The sequence below is a fragment of the Holdemania sp. 1001302B_160321_E10 genome (assembly GCF_015552275.1).
Taxonomy (GTDB): domain Bacteria; phylum Bacillota_I; class Bacilli_A; order Erysipelotrichales; family Erysipelotrichaceae; genus Holdemania.
The window spans coordinates 77,715-90,856 of sequence record NZ_JADNEM010000007.1 but is presented as its reverse complement, the minus strand read 5'-3'; the positions used below and the strand labels follow the sequence as shown (position 1 = coordinate 90,856).

Annotated in this window: 12 protein-coding genes and 1 riboswitch; of the genes, 2 read left to right on the top strand and 10 right to left on the bottom strand. The window is 51.8% G+C overall.

All coding sequences use genetic code 11. From position 1 onward, the window contains the following. Window positions 1-190 precede the first annotated feature (190 nt). From I2D94_RS05950 to I2D94_RS05940, 3 genes are read right to left on the bottom strand one after another with little or no spacing between them, the layout of a single operon-like run. Window positions 191-910, bottom strand: coding sequence for an RNA methyltransferase (locus I2D94_RS05950; RefSeq protein ID WP_195395976.1), 720 nt, complete (start codon window positions 908-910; stop codon window positions 191-193). Continuing rightward, window positions 907-2,124, bottom strand: coding sequence for a U32 family peptidase (locus I2D94_RS05945; RefSeq protein ID WP_195395975.1), 1,218 nt, complete (start codon window positions 2,122-2,124; stop codon window positions 907-909). Before I2D94_RS05945 ends, I2D94_RS05950 begins: the two co-directional genes overlap by 4 nt. Then, entirely contained in the window at window positions 2,121-3,035 is a 915-nt protein-coding gene (locus I2D94_RS05940) for a peptidase U32 family protein (RefSeq protein WP_195395974.1), read from the bottom strand. The genes I2D94_RS05945 and I2D94_RS05940 overlap by 4 nt, the downstream gene beginning before the upstream one ends. Before the next feature lie 326 nt (window positions 3,036-3,361). Between I2D94_RS05940 and I2D94_RS05935 the strand changes: the two genes are divergently transcribed. Together I2D94_RS05935 and I2D94_RS05930 are read left to right on the top strand one after the other, a co-directional pair. Further along, entirely contained in the window at window positions 3,362-4,300 is a 939-nt protein-coding gene (locus I2D94_RS05935) for a calcium/sodium antiporter (RefSeq protein WP_072685897.1), read from the top strand. Window positions 4,301-4,343: 43 nt separating this feature from the next. Beyond that, a riboswitch (THF riboswitch) is annotated at window positions 4,344-4,440 on the top strand. A gap of 61 nt (window positions 4,441-4,501) precedes the next feature. Further along, window positions 4,502-5,113, top strand: a complete 612-nt coding sequence (locus tag I2D94_RS05930) for a folate family ECF transporter S component (protein ID WP_195395973.1) — start codon at window positions 4,502-4,504, stop codon at window positions 5,111-5,113. A gap of 203 nt (window positions 5,114-5,316) precedes the next feature. On the opposite strand, the gene I2D94_RS05925 is transcribed toward I2D94_RS05930, so the two are convergent. From I2D94_RS05925 to I2D94_RS05895, 7 genes are all read right to left on the bottom strand, one after another. Then, window positions 5,317-6,405 (bottom strand): PD-(D/E)XK nuclease family transposase, encoded by a 1,089-nt coding sequence (locus tag I2D94_RS05925; protein WP_229056784.1) that lies wholly within the window; start codon window positions 6,403-6,405, stop codon window positions 5,317-5,319. Between the two features lie 358 nt (window positions 6,406-6,763). Further along, window positions 6,764-7,327: a VanZ family protein gene (locus I2D94_RS05920; RefSeq protein ID WP_195395971.1), complete on the bottom strand. Its 564-nt coding sequence runs from the start codon at window positions 7,325-7,327 to the stop codon at window positions 6,764-6,766. 144 nt (window positions 7,328-7,471) lie between these two features. Beyond that, the gene (locus I2D94_RS05915; protein ID WP_195395970.1) at window positions 7,472-8,644 is read right to left on the bottom strand and encodes a CapA family protein; all 1,173 of its coding nucleotides are present in this window, start codon (window positions 8,642-8,644) and stop codon (window positions 7,472-7,474) included. A gap of 87 nt (window positions 8,645-8,731) precedes the next feature. After that, on the bottom strand, window positions 8,732-9,841 hold the full coding sequence (locus I2D94_RS05910) for a DUF362 domain-containing protein (RefSeq protein ID WP_195395969.1): 1,110 nt from the start codon (window positions 9,839-9,841) through the stop codon (window positions 8,732-8,734). Window positions 9,842-9,866: 25 nt separating this feature from the next. After that, window positions 9,867-11,033, bottom strand: a complete 1,167-nt coding sequence (locus I2D94_RS05905) for an amidohydrolase family protein (protein ID WP_195396015.1) — start codon at window positions 11,031-11,033, stop codon at window positions 9,867-9,869. Beyond that, window positions 11,033-12,169 carry an amidohydrolase family protein gene (locus tag I2D94_RS05900; RefSeq protein WP_195395968.1) on the bottom strand — a complete coding sequence of 379 codons (1,137 nt, stop codon included), beginning with the start codon at window positions 12,167-12,169 and terminating at the stop codon, window positions 11,033-11,035. The genes I2D94_RS05905 and I2D94_RS05900 overlap by 1 nt, the downstream gene beginning before the upstream one ends. A 189-nt stretch (window positions 12,170-12,358) precedes the next feature. Beyond that, a complete protein-coding gene (locus I2D94_RS05895; RefSeq protein ID WP_195395967.1) occupies window positions 12,359-13,132 on the bottom strand; it encodes a hypothetical protein in 774 nt (257 codons plus the stop codon). Window positions 13,133-13,142 lie beyond the last annotated feature (10 nt).

Sequence of the window (13,142 nt, the reverse complement as noted above, 5' to 3'; positions counted from 1 at the left end):
CTGGCTGCTGATAGGAGGAAGAAAACAATTCTTCCCGCATTGGATACCAGGCGTCTGGCCGCTCCGCTTTAGTCTATGCTCAAAGTCCGGCCGACGTCGCAGTTTTTTCAGTTTTGTCAGGGACGCACTCAATTCGCCATTACCCCTACGGGTCCGCTGATGTTTTTATTTCATTCTGTTGGGGGAAGGGTCAGCGGCGCTGGCGCACGACTTCAAAGCTGATCGCGGCGACGGCGCTGGTGCCGTTTAACGCACTGCGCACAGGCCGGGCATAGGGAATCACGATGTTCTGATCGCTCTGCTTCAGCACGTCGCGGCTCAATCCCCGCAGTTCGCCGCCGATCGCCAACACAATCGGCTGGTTGAAATCGGCGTCAAAATAAGCAATCGCATCACTGCGCTGGGCACAGTATAAGACACACCCCGCCTGGCGGCATTGGCAAACCGCCGCCCCGAGATCCTCGCACAAACACCAGGGGAGCTGTTCGCTTGCGCCCGCGCTGGACTTCACGATCGTAGCCTGCGCACTCTGCCAGTCCCGGCTGCCCATCAGCACGCCGGTACAGCCGGCGGCATACAACGTGCGAAACGCATAACCGAGGTTAAACGGGTCTTCAATTCCTTCCAAAACCGCGACAAACGGCTTGGGATTTTCCAGACAATCCGAAACCGACTGATAGATCCGATCCCCTGCCAGCGCCAGAATCCCGCCATGCGTCCGGCCGGTCGCCTGTTGATCGATCTTCTCACGCGGCCAGCGTTCTACCGGGATTTCTCGCTGGGCAGCCTGACGCAGAATAAACGCCGTATCCTTATCTTTCTTCTTCTGATCGACGACCAGCTTCATCACGGGACGGCGGCCCGCCATCATGACGGCTTTGACACTCAGCGCGCCTTCAAACCAGTTCATAATTTACGCTCCTTCCGGCGAATCAAATCATACGGATGCAAAACTGCCGGAGTATTGATCCAGCAGCGCTGCAGCGGCTTATTGGCGATTTCGACGACCGCGCCTTCCTCATCCCTCATCGTTTCCAATACAAAGGGCGTATTTTCCAGATGCGGTCCAAAAGCTTCCAGCGTTTCCCCGATTTCAAAGTGATTGCGCACCTCGATGAGGGCTTGTTTGTCATCTGGATTGTAGTCCAGCACCTGCGCCAGAAAATCGTGAGTTACCCGCGAAGGTGCATTGTCGTACAAATGATCCTGCGGACCGGGAATGCCCGCCAGAAAGCCCAGGCAGGCAGGTCGGTTTTCAGCCCGCATCAGTTCGCGCTGAGCTGCCAGAACGGCCGGCTGCGGGTCTTCTTCAGGGTGCTCAAAAAACCAGTCGATCAGTTTCCGGTAAGCCCGGACAACGACCGCGATGTAATAGGCTGATTTCATCCGGCCTTCTATTTTCAAGCTGGCCACGCCCGCGCGGATCATGTCATTAACATAAGCCGCGGCCATCAGATCTTTCGAGCCCATGGAGAATAACAGGTTGTCGTCGCTCAGCTTCTGCGCTCCGTTATAAAGATGATAGCGCCAGCGGCAGGACTGAGCGCAGCCGCCGCGGTTGGCGTCGCGCAGCGTCATCGCGTTGCTTAAGGTGCAGCGCCCGGAATAGTTCACGCACATACCGCCATGGATAAACGTTTCAATCGGGACTTCGCTGTGATCGCAAATCTGCCGGATCTGATCCATCGTGCATTCGCGGGCCAGCACAACCCGGTCCGCCCCCAGCTGTTGGTAAAACCGGACAGCCTGAGAATTGGTGCTGGACATCTGCGTGCTGAGATGAACCTCCAGCTTCGGCGCAACGGTTTTCGCATGCCGGACAATCGTCGGTGAAGCGACGATCACGGCATGCACGCCGATCCTTTCCAGTTGGCGCAGATAATCGTCCAGGCCGTCAAAATCGTCTTCGTGAGGAATGATATTGACCGTCACATGGACATGCGCACCGTATTCCCGGGCAAAGCGTACGCCCTCGGCGATATCTTCGATTTCAAAATTACTGGCGCGGGATCGCAGCGAAAAGCGCTTGCCACCCAGGTACACTGCGTCCGCACCATAACGGACTGCCGTTTTCAAACGAGCCAGATCGCCGGCCGGAGCTAACAGCTCAATCGTTTTTCTCATGCCGCGTCCTCCTTGGTTAAATTGGTCTTCTGCTGATAATAGCCGGAGCCGTAATTCAGATCAGGCCAGCGTTGCTTCAGCTGTTCTTTCACGACGGCCGGGTCCGCGCCTTCCAGCACCGCGCCGCAGGCTTTCCGGGCGTCGATCAATTCCGCATCGCAGGAAAACAGACTATCAAATGTAAAATGACCGATCCCGCTGGCTGCCAGCTGTGAAATCTGATCCAGCGAACAGAGCGTGCTTTCCATATATACCGCCGTGCCTTCCGCTTCTTCCAGAATCGGCATTTTCCCAGTTCGGGTTGCTTCAATTAAATACAGTTCACGACGATCATACAGATCGTCGATTGTCTTGCCGATCACCTGCAAATAGTTGGATACCAGCTTACGGCGCGAATAAGCCATCACCTGCCGCCCATGAATCTGCAGTTCCAGCCGGGCGCCGTCGGTCTTGCGGGCGATCGAGAGAATTTCTTCCAGCGTGATCTCCGCAGCCAGGACGACGCGGCCTACGCCCAGCTTTAGCATTTCCTGAATATCCCGGGAATTGGTCATCAGCGTGTCCGGCGCGTAGATCAGCCGGTCTTTCAATCCCAACCGCTCCGCACTCATGAAAACCGCCGGATCCATATAAACAATTCCCTCCGGCTGCCAGGCTTGGATCTGCTTCAATTTCATTTCCATTTCCGCCAGTTCTTCTTCCATCCACAGGCGGTTGAAAACAATCTCGCACCGAAGTCCTGAAGCGTGAACGCGGCGGACTAACGCTTCGGCTTCAGCCGGCGAAAAACAGCGGGCGGTGCGGACGGAGCAGCCTTCAACCCCGATCCGGATCGTCGTCATCCCGCTGTTTTTCATTTCTTCCAGCGACGCTGCCTGCTGCAGCGCCGCAATCCAGTTGATTTGTGTCATGTTTATCTTTCGTTCCTTTCCGCGCATTGGGACAGCTTGCGCTTTAATTATACGGTCAGGGTTTCAAAAGTCAATCATTCTGCGGGGTTGTGCGGTTTTTCACCGGGATTTAACATTGACGCTCAACGTTCTTTTTGTTAAAATATTCGAGATTGATAAGGGAGTAGTCACCGCGGACAACCGCGTTGCTAAGTCAACAACCTGACGAAGTTTTTTCGTCTGGCTTAGAGGTAATTGACAAGACTTGTCTGACGCTTGAGGAGAACAGCGTAAGACAGGTCTTCTTTTTTTATCGGAACCTGGGAAATGAAAGAGGAGATTGAACTATGAGCATTGAAGTCGCAGTTATTTTATTTATTGCCGGGGTTTTCCTGGTCGTCAAGGGTGGCGATCTGTTTGTCGACGCCGCCAGCTGGATCGCGAAAGCTTCCGGGATCCCTTCCTTTATTGTCGGCGCGACGATCGTCAGTCTGGCTACCACGCTGCCGGAGATGATCGTTTCGGTTCTGGCGGCGCTGCAGGGAAAAACAGAAATGGCGATCGGCAACGCGGTCGGTTCTGTTACGGCCAATACCGGCCTGATTCTGGCAGTGGCGATGCTTTTTATGCCGATCGCTATACGGCGTAAGGATTACATCAAGCATTGCGGCTTGTTGATCGCTGCCGCGGCGGTGCTGCTTGGATTCAGCTTGTCAGGAGCCTTGAGCTTAGCCGGCAGTCTGATTCTGATCGCGATCTTTTTGATCTCGATGGCGGAAAATGTCCGCAATGCGATGAAGCAGCAGGAAGACAGCGAACGGATCCAGACAACCCGCAAAGAAACAGGACGGCGGATCGTGATGTTTATATTCGGAGCGCTGGGCATTGTCGCCGGATCGCAGCTGCTGGTCAACAGCGGCAGCGCACTGGCGGCTTTCTTCGGGGTACCGGAACGGATCGTCGCCGTCACGATGATCGCGATCGGCACATCGCTGCCGGAGCTGGTCACCACGATCACCGCGATTGTCAAAAAGGAATCGAGCTTGTCGATCGGCAACCTGATCGGCGCGAACATTCTCGATCTGACTCTGATCCTGCCGGTTTGTTCTTTTGTTTCCGGTCAGGCGCTGCCGGTTTCCGCACAGAGTCTGGCAGTGGACATGCCGGCGTGTCTGCTGATCACCATGCTGGCGCTGCTGCCGTTGCTGCTGAAAGAAAAGGGATCAAAAATGCAAGGCCTCAGCTTGATTTTAGGTTACTCGTTGTATCTGTTCTTTGTTTTATAAGTTTCATTTGACATCCGGGTACTTTCGGGGTATATTCTTCACAAACAGAGTAGGTTCCTGCGCGTTAAGTGCTTTCTGAACGGGGAGTTGTCAGAAGGACGAAAAGGTTTCTTGCGGTGCAGGTTCCGCATCCCGCTGACCCGAAAATCGAAGGCATGGCCTTCTCTTTTACCTGTCAGAGGGAAAAGAGGAGGTTTTTTTATGGCTCAGTTTTCCAAAGCTCTCTTTTCTCATCCGTTTTCCCGCGCTTACTGGCAAGAAGCGTCCGCCGAAACGCGGCGTGTCCGGATTCTCGCGGTCGCTGCGCTGTGCATGGCCTTAAAAATGGCCATCGCTTCGTTTCGGATTCCGGTGGCCGACAATCTCTATGTTTATTTCACGTATCTGATCACCGCTGTGCAGTGCGCGGTTTGCGGACCGGTCGTCGGCGTGCTTTGCGGCGGAATCGGCGACCTGATTGAATTCGCGATTCATCCCAACGGCCCCTTCTTCCCGGGCTACACGTTATCGAGCATGGCCGGCGCGTTGATTTTCGCTTTATTTCTTTACCGCACAAAAATTACCGTGCTGCGTCTTGCGCTCAGCCGTCTTTTGATCAATCTGTTCGTCAATGTCGGTCTGGGATCCTTATGGAGCTACATGTTATATTCCAAGGGTTATCTGTATTATTTCGCAAAAAGCCTCGTCAAAAACACGATTATGCTTCCGATTGAGATTGTGCTGCTGGTGTTGTTTTTCCGGATGTTGATCCCGTATCTGGAAGGGAAAAACTGGATCGCGCCGCAGGGAGAGAGGAAATTACCCTGGTGGTAAACAGAATTGAGATTCGCTAAGAAATTTGATATTTCTATGCGTGAGAACAGGCAGCGATGAGAAAAACAAACACTGGCTGGACAAAGTTAAGCTTTGCCGGCCAGTGTTTTCATCTGGAATGATAGACGCACCTTAAGTTATGGCTGATTGTTCATAGATTGAAAATCTGGGATAGTTTAAATGAATTTCATTGATCTTGAAAGTCAGATCTGCGGATCCAGGAAAGTCTTGTTTCCTTCATTAAGATTGACTTCGTTATGCAGTGCTGCCGGATAAACAAACTCGCCGAGAATCTTCACTGCAATCTGCATCTCAGCAGCATCTGGAAATTGTTGTTTAAGTTTCAGAATTGTTTCTATCAAAGCCTCTTCTTCCTCTAAAATGTCCGCAATTTCTGTGGCTTGCATTCCCTTCTTTGCCTTTTTCAACGTGATTGTAACGATCTTCAACAAAGAACCAAGATCTTTGCCCTGTTCTCTGCCTTGTTCAATGCCCTGTTCCATGCCTTCTTCTCTGCCTTGCTCAATGCCCCGTTCCATGCCCTGTTCCAGCCCCTGTTTTAAGGCCAGATCGCGAGCTTCCTTTACAGCCCTTTCCCGTTCCTCGCGGATTTCTGTATTTCGCATCAGTTCTCTGTCCAGTCGCTTTGTTTCCCACATGTACTCGATCATACTCATCGGAATCTCCATCATTTTCTGCACCGCCCTTCTGCATCCTTCATCCATCGCTATGATCTGTTGAATCCACACTTCTTTTTCAGGATCACCCGCAAATTTCAACACCACACGCCACCGATCCAATGGCGTTAAATCCTTGACCGGAATTCGCTGTAAATATTCTACTCCCGCCAGCTCAATAATATTCACTTGAATATGTTTTGTCAAGGTTCTTCCTGTTTTTTCACCAACTAAATGGAAAACATCATTGCTGATATCCCCCTCGCCAAAAAAAGAAAAATTCGTGATCATCATGACCCGGACTGGTTTTAATTCACGGTAATCTTTTCCTTTTGTTTTCTGCCCGGATAACAGCCGTGACAGATAAAAAACTATCCGGATACCCTGATCCACGGGATTTCCATTTTGCTGGATTTCCAGATCAAAATAAATTTCATCATTGATCATTCCGCAAATATCATAACGAATCGCTTTCATCAGGGGATGCCCCACACTTTCTTCACCGGGAAACAAACATACCTTTTTGAAACTGGGATCAATAGCCTGAAACAGACAGGAAAGACACAATGTATCTTCCGGATTTCCAAGCACCGCTTTAAATACCCAGTCATCCATCAGGGAAATCCTTTTATGCTTCAGTTCTTTCCGCTTTCGTAGATCGATGGACATTCAGCCACCTCCTCTACAAGTTAATATTGCGGTAATTTTAAAAATGCCTTCCTCCTTTCCAAGAAAATTTTACTTTTTTCGAATTCTTGACAGAATGTTTTGTAACTATTTTCAAAACACATTCCTTGAATCTGAAATTATAAACAAATGAAAAGAGAATAAAAGATAAAAAAGGATTGTTCCCCGGTTTAAAGCAGACTGGACATTTTTTAAAGATCAGGCCGTATAAAGCTTTCCATAATGCTTTATAGGCCTGATCTTTTTATCTTTACCCAGCTGCAAGCAAGAACCTGAAAAAGAGCTTTCAATCTTTGCCTTGTTTATTCCGGCTGCCAAAGCGTCCGGATTTTTGAATTTCCCGCCACCCCCACTGAAACAAAGCGAATCCGATCGCTGCGCCAAGACTGTTCATCAGCACATCGTCAATATCCGCGATCCGACCAATGAAGAACTGAATAATTTCAATCGCGGCTGAACATCCTGCGCCGCATATCACAATTCCTTTCCAATGACGGATACGCGGACAAACCACAGCTAATAAAAAACCGCCTGGAATAAACATCAGAACATTGGCCATCAACTGCTTTGGAATATGCCAAATTTCAAGCAAGACTGACTTTCCACTTTGAAGTTCCTGAATCATTTCCCCTATCCATTGGAAAGGAATCAGATTCCAGGCAGAAAACGGATGATCAGAATAGGGACCGTTCAGCGTCACTGAAAATATAAAAAACAACCAGGCCGCAAGACAGGTCGCTCCGCATAACGCCCACAGCCTGCGGTTTTGCCATCGGAATATCATGATGTCGGCCGACATCACGATGGTCATTTCCAATAAAAATAAGCCGATTCTTGCGAATAAATTCATTCCGTCATGCTCCTTCCAACAAACCTTTAAATGCACGCCTGAAAGCAAAAGAAAAGACAGATTTCCTCGGCGAATGGGAAATCTGCCTATCAGCCCGGCCTTCCAATAAAAATCCCCTCCGGGAATTCCAGATACAGAAATTTCCTACAAGCCGCCCAGCTGACTCACGGCGCCGCCCTCCGTTACAATCTTGCCATATTGATCGTAAACACCCCAGGCGTCCTTCAGCTCGCTTTCTTCAATTTCATCAAAAAATTTCAGCTTGAAGTGATGATATCCCTTGGTATACTGCGTATAAACCAGATCTGCCCGCGGCGCGCTCAGCTGGATATGACTTTGCCCCTCGAAGGTTGTCTTCGTGATTGTCACGCCCGCTAACAGCCCTACCCGCTTATAGGTTCCATCCTGTGCGGAAATCAGATTTCCCAACGAATAAATACATAACGTATCGTCGATCCATTCGATCGGCTGAACGACATGCGGATGACTGCCGATGATGAGATCGACGCCCAGATCCGCCAACAGCTGCGCTAAACGCCGCTGTTCAGCAGTCGGCTCATGCGTGTACTCTTCGCCCCAATGCATCGCCACCATCAGGACGTCGACTTCCCCACGCGCCTTGGCAATGTCTTCCGCCAGCATTTCATCCGTATATACATTGACCAGATATTCCTTGCCTTCCGGCACTGGAATTCCGTTGGTCCCATAGGTATATGAGAGCAGCGTATAGCTGATCCCGTTGATTTCACGAATCCGCAGTTCTTCCCGGTCATCGAACGAGCTGTACGATCCGGCTGTCAGCGCGTTTTGGTTTGACCAGTAATCCAGTGAATTCAGGATGGCCTGCTCGCCCCGGTCCAGCGTGTGATTGTTTGCCAGTGAAACAAGGTTAAATCCCAGCTTCATCATCGTATCGCCGAATTCCTGCGGCGAGTTAAAGCAAGGATAGGTCGACAACCCCAATTCCGTTCCGCCTAAGATGGTTTCCTGGTTATAATACTTCAAATCATAATGATTCGTAACGCGGTTCAGCGTACTCATCATATCGGTAAAATCATAACTTCCCTCAGAGGTCCTGGCATCGGCATACACTGCCCCATGCAGCAGCGCATCTCCCGCCATGATCAGCTCGGCCTTTTCCACAACCGGCGTCGGCTGCGGCGATAGGGTCGGCTGCGGCGTAAAGGCAACCTGCACCTCGCCATCCCGGGGTTTCTGCACCGTAATCACAGCCAGCACCATCAATAAGGCGCCCAAAATAATCAACAGTGCAATTACCGTGCGCATCAGATTTTTCATCGTTTGTTTCTGACTCATAACATTTCTCCCATCGCTGGTCTTATTATACCTTTTTTTCACTGCCCGCTTGTGTTTTTCGCTGACAATTAAGATTTTTGTAAGGTTTTAACGTTTTATTTGAACAACATGAACCGGACAGACTTCCTGACAACAGTAGCAGCGGATGCAGCGGCGGCGGTCGACGACAGCCTTGTGCTCAGTCAGCGTCATCGCCTGAACCGGACAATCCCGCACGCATTCTCCGCATCCCAGACAGCGCGAAGGGTCCGGCTTGGGATAGGGCGCAAAATGCCGGCGCAGCGCTGCCAGCGGGGAAGGAATCAGCTGTATCAGACCTTTCATCGTTTCCGGCAGTCTGAAATCACTGCGGCATAAACTTTCCCAGGTTTCTTCCAAAGCAATCAGCTCAATCTCAGCTGGATTCACCAGCCCGAGTTTCACAGCTTCCCGATGAACCGGCGCCCAGTCAGGCTCAACCCCAAACAGTTTCAGCGCACCATAGTCCAGCGCAAAGGGATCCTTCGCCGCTAACAGACGCTGACCGTCATACCGCTCGCCGCCGCTGGGACCGTTGCCCTGCATGCCTTCGATGGCATCCATCAGACACAGCCCGGGTTTGACATTTGCGCACAGCTGGCATAAAAAGCGGCAAAAGGATTCACGCTTAGCAAGACGGGCATGCATCTGCGCCTTCACCAATCCCGGAATGACGCCGAACATATTCTTCACCGCACCGCTGGTCACAGTATAGCTGTGACTTTTGAACTTGCAGCAGTCGATGATCAAATCTGCCTGAGCAACGCATTCCAGTATCGGCACCGGCTCGCTGAGGACGTTTAATCCGCTTTCAACGCTGGTCAGATTTTCATTTAATGAACATTGTTCCTCCTGTGCCAGCGCCCGCAGTCCTGTTTTCTGATATATCCGCCGGATTGAATCCAGCGTGAACCGGCCGGCCGGACTGTCAGCCAGCGTCACGATCCCGCCGCGGTTATGAACGTAGCAAATTAATGCCCGCAGGACCTCCGGATGCGTCGTTGTGAATTCCTCCGGCGTTTTCGCCGACAACAGATTCGGCTTGATCAGCACGTTCATGCCCGGCTGAATCAACGTATCCGCGCCGATGGCCGTCATTAACAAATTCAGTTGTTTTCCGATTAATTCCTGATCATAACCGGCGCAGCGCACAGCCGCGACCTTCTGTTTCCCACTCATTTACCTCACCTCACAAGAAAAGGGCTTAACAGCCCTTGCTTTGATACACGACCTCGCCGTTAACCAGCGTCATTTTCACAACTGCCGCCGGATCCAGCGCAGGCATCCCGTCAAACAACGCGATATCGGCATCCTTGCCCGCTTCAAGCGAACCGATCCGCTGATCGCAGCCGATGATTTTCGCCGGATTGATCGTCAGCATTGCGATCGCCCGTTCGACCGGCGCTCCATAGCGCACGACCTCGCCAGCCTGTTCGACGATCAGCCACGGATGATAGACTGGACCATCCGTCATGATCGCACACAGCACGCCGCGCCGGTCCATTTCAACCACGCTGTCGATATCAATTTTAATCGACTCGCCGAACCCTTTGGCCACGGCAATCGGACCGAAAATCACCGGACAGCCGGCCGCCACGATCGGTTCCATATAATCGGAAGCACCCCACGCATGATCGAGAGTGAATTCAAAATTGAATTCCTTTGCCAGTTCGATCACGGTGATCATATCAAACTGCGTGCAATGCATTTTAACCGGCATTTCATGCCGCAGCACCTTTGCGCCGTTCTCCATCGCGGGATCCCATTTCGGCATTTTTGCCGGATCGTTCTGCGCTTCTTCCTGCTTCTTCATGTATTCCTGAACATCGCGGAAATACTGGCGCAGCACGCTGGCTACGCCCATCCGCGTCATCGGCGTCTGATTGCGCTTGCCATAGACACCCTTTGGATTGCCGCCCATCGCCGCTTTCAGCGCGACATGCCGGTTGACGCACATCGACTCAACTGTGCCCTGACCCGCGCTTTTTACCGCGCAGACCACGCCGCCGATCACGTTGCCGCTGCCCGGAGCGATCGCGCTGCAGGTTACCCCGGCGGCCAGCGCTTCCTTAAAGGAAGGCGACAGCGGATCGATCCCGTCGAACACTTCAACTTCAGCAGTCACATTCCTGACCATTTCATTAACGTCCTGCGCCCCAGTCGCAATCTCAAACCCGCCGATATGACTGTGTGCATCGACGATCCCCGGAATGGCCGTCAGTCCCGCAGCGTCGATGACTTCAGCGTCTTCGCAGTCCAGCTGTTCGCCGATCGCCGCGATCTTGCCATTTTCAATTAAAATATCGCCTTTTTCCAGCGTGCCCTGCGAACCCATCGTCAGAATCTTGGCGCCGCGGATCAATCGTTTCATCACGCTTTTTCCCCCTTTACTATTTCCCCGGAAATAACGACAATTTCCGGTAATGCGCGGAAGGTTTCCAGCGGATTTCCCGACCAGACCACGATGTCGGCATCCTTGCCCTCAGCCAGACTCCCGATCCGATCCGCCACGCCCAACAGCTGCGCCGGAATGCTTGTCAGCATTTTCAGCACATCCTCGCTGGACAGATCGGCACCTAAGCGCCGCGCCTGCGCCATCAGGCCGTGCGCGTTCCACATCAGAATCTCCCGGCCCGGTGAAACCGCATCGCCAAAGGCGCTTAGCGCCACCGGCTTGCCCGCTTTGATCAGCGAAAACAGCGCGGCATAGTTCACCGCCGCATTGTACTTGTTAAACCCATCGGTCAGATCGCCCAGAATGAAACCACAGTCCTTGTCCAACAAACTTTCATCCAGCTGATACAGATTCGCCAGCACCAGCTTAACCGGCATGTTTTCAAACAGTTTCAGGACTGCGTCGGCTTCCGCTTTCGTGTTGCAGCTTAAGATCAGCGGCAGCTTGCCTTCCAGCACCGGCGTAAACGCCTGAACCTTCGGATCCTTCTGGTCTTCTTCTTTCTCAGAGCCGCACTTCGCGATCAATTCACGCAGCGCGGAAAAGATCCCCATTTTTGTCATCGGAGCGCTGTTGCGCGGACCATAGGTCTGCTTGACCTTTTCATCAACCGAGCCCTTCATCGCGGCGTTTGCCTTGACGCACATCGTCTCCGTCGTTCTGCCATACGTCTTGAACACCGCCGCGCTGCCGCCGAGAACATTGTTATTGCTCGCAGCGACGCCCGCCGCCGTAATTCCATAACCCCACAGCTCCTGATACATCATACTATCCGGATCAAACGCGTAAACGACGTCCAGCTGCGGCGTCAGCGGATCGCTCGTTTCATCGTTGTCGCGCGCCTGCCCGCGCCCGGCCGCCGTGCCCCAGCCGCTTAACGGATCGATCCAGCCCGGCATGACGCACTTTCCCGCCGCGTCGATCACCTGCGCCCCCGGCGCCTTCAGATTCTGTCCGATCTGAACAATCTTGCCCGCGTCGATCAAAAGATCCGTATTCGCTAATACCTGACCTGAACCATCGTGGACTTGGCCATTTCGTATTAAGATCAAATCATTACCCCCATTCTTTTTCTGTCTGTTTCCATTATAATGATTTCTTCCGCACTTTCCTAGCCTGCGATGAAGTTTTTTCCAACAACTTCCCGCCTGCGGAAAATAAAAAAAGAAGATCTCAATCTCTTTTTCAGAAATCTTGATCTTCCCCATTAGCTGAACATGAGACTCTTCGAATAAATTCCTTTATCTCGTTATTGCTTTCCTTTGCTTTAAATAATAGACGCCACAGGTCATGCCTGACACGATTGCGATATAACTGACAACCAGCTGCATGCCAACGCTTTGAATCATATAACTGAGATTCGTTGAGAAATAAGGATCGATCAGGGCTTCCGTGATTTCCGGCGTGCTTTTCAGCACAGCGTCGATCTGCGGAGCGTAAACAAACACATTGAGCACATACACCGCCAGACTTCCCAACAAGATCAGCACAATCGTTTTCAAAACAATGTGCATGATCAGTTTTCCGGATTGAAAAAACAGCTTTGTCCCGCCTTTCAAGGCTCTCCATGCGCTTTGATGCGTTTCAATCATTGAAAACAGCGTCAGATGATTGATGCAGTTAAGAAAGATCACGCCCACCCCCAGCAGCGCGGGCAATACAAGAAGGACTGCCCCCAGATGGATCATTGCCTGGAGGGCAAAGACGCCGCCGGCCAGAATCAGGCCGTAGATTCCAAATAACGGAAGCAGGGACTTGAGATAACCTGTGAACTGGCTGAAATCATGGAGAGAATACGGTTCGTCATGCAGTGCTTTCAGCATCAGTAAATCCAATCCGAACAGAAAAATCAGATTGATCGCCAGCGTTGCGGCCAGCGGGATCAGATTATTGTTAAACTGCTGCGCAGCCAGCGAGATCAGCGAGTACAGGCAAGCCACGGCCAGACAGTATTTCATTAAGGGCAGCCGATGCCGGGCGATCGCAGCGCGGGCAGATTCCAAAATTACGTTCATCTCGCTGTGA

What these genes read in the sequence shown, in the direction of transcription:
- I2D94_RS05925 (WP_229056784.1), bottom strand. Translation starts at nt 6,405, where the DNA reads ATGGATGACTGGGTATTTAAAGCGGTGCTTGGAAATCCGGAAGATACA.
- I2D94_RS05915 (WP_195395970.1), bottom strand. Translation starts at nt 8,644, where the DNA reads ATGAGTCAGAAACAAACGATGAAAAATCTGATGCGCACGGTAATTGCA.
- I2D94_RS05945 (WP_195395975.1), bottom strand. Translation starts at nt 2,124, where the DNA reads ATGAGAAAAACGATTGAGCTGTTAGCTCCGGCCGGCGATCTGGCTCGT.
- I2D94_RS05920 (WP_195395971.1), bottom strand. Translation starts at nt 7,327, where the DNA reads ATGAATTTATTCGCAAGAATCGGCTTATTTTTATTGGAAATGACCATC.
- I2D94_RS05950 (WP_195395976.1), bottom strand. Translation starts at nt 910, where the DNA reads ATGAACTGGTTTGAAGGCGCGCTGAGTGTCAAAGCCGTCATGATGGCG.
- I2D94_RS05910 (WP_195395969.1), bottom strand. Translation starts at nt 9,841, where the DNA reads ATGAGTGGGAAACAGAAGGTCGCGGCTGTGCGCTGCGCCGGTTATGAT.
- I2D94_RS05930 (WP_195395973.1), top strand. Translation starts at nt 4,502, where the DNA reads ATGGCTCAGTTTTCCAAAGCTCTCTTTTCTCATCCGTTTTCCCGCGCT.
- I2D94_RS05935 (WP_072685897.1), top strand. Translation starts at nt 3,362, where the DNA reads ATGAGCATTGAAGTCGCAGTTATTTTATTTATTGCCGGGGTTTTCCTG.
- I2D94_RS05905 (WP_195396015.1), bottom strand. Translation starts at nt 11,033, where the DNA reads ATGAAACGATTGATCCGCGGCGCCAAGATTCTGACGATGGGTTCGCAG.
- I2D94_RS05895 (WP_195395967.1), bottom strand. Translation starts at nt 13,132, where the DNA reads ATGAACGTAATTTTGGAATCTGCCCGCGCTGCGATCGCCCGGCATCGG.
- I2D94_RS05940 (WP_195395974.1), bottom strand. Translation starts at nt 3,035, where the DNA reads ATGACACAAATCAACTGGATTGCGGCGCTGCAGCAGGCAGCGTCGCTG.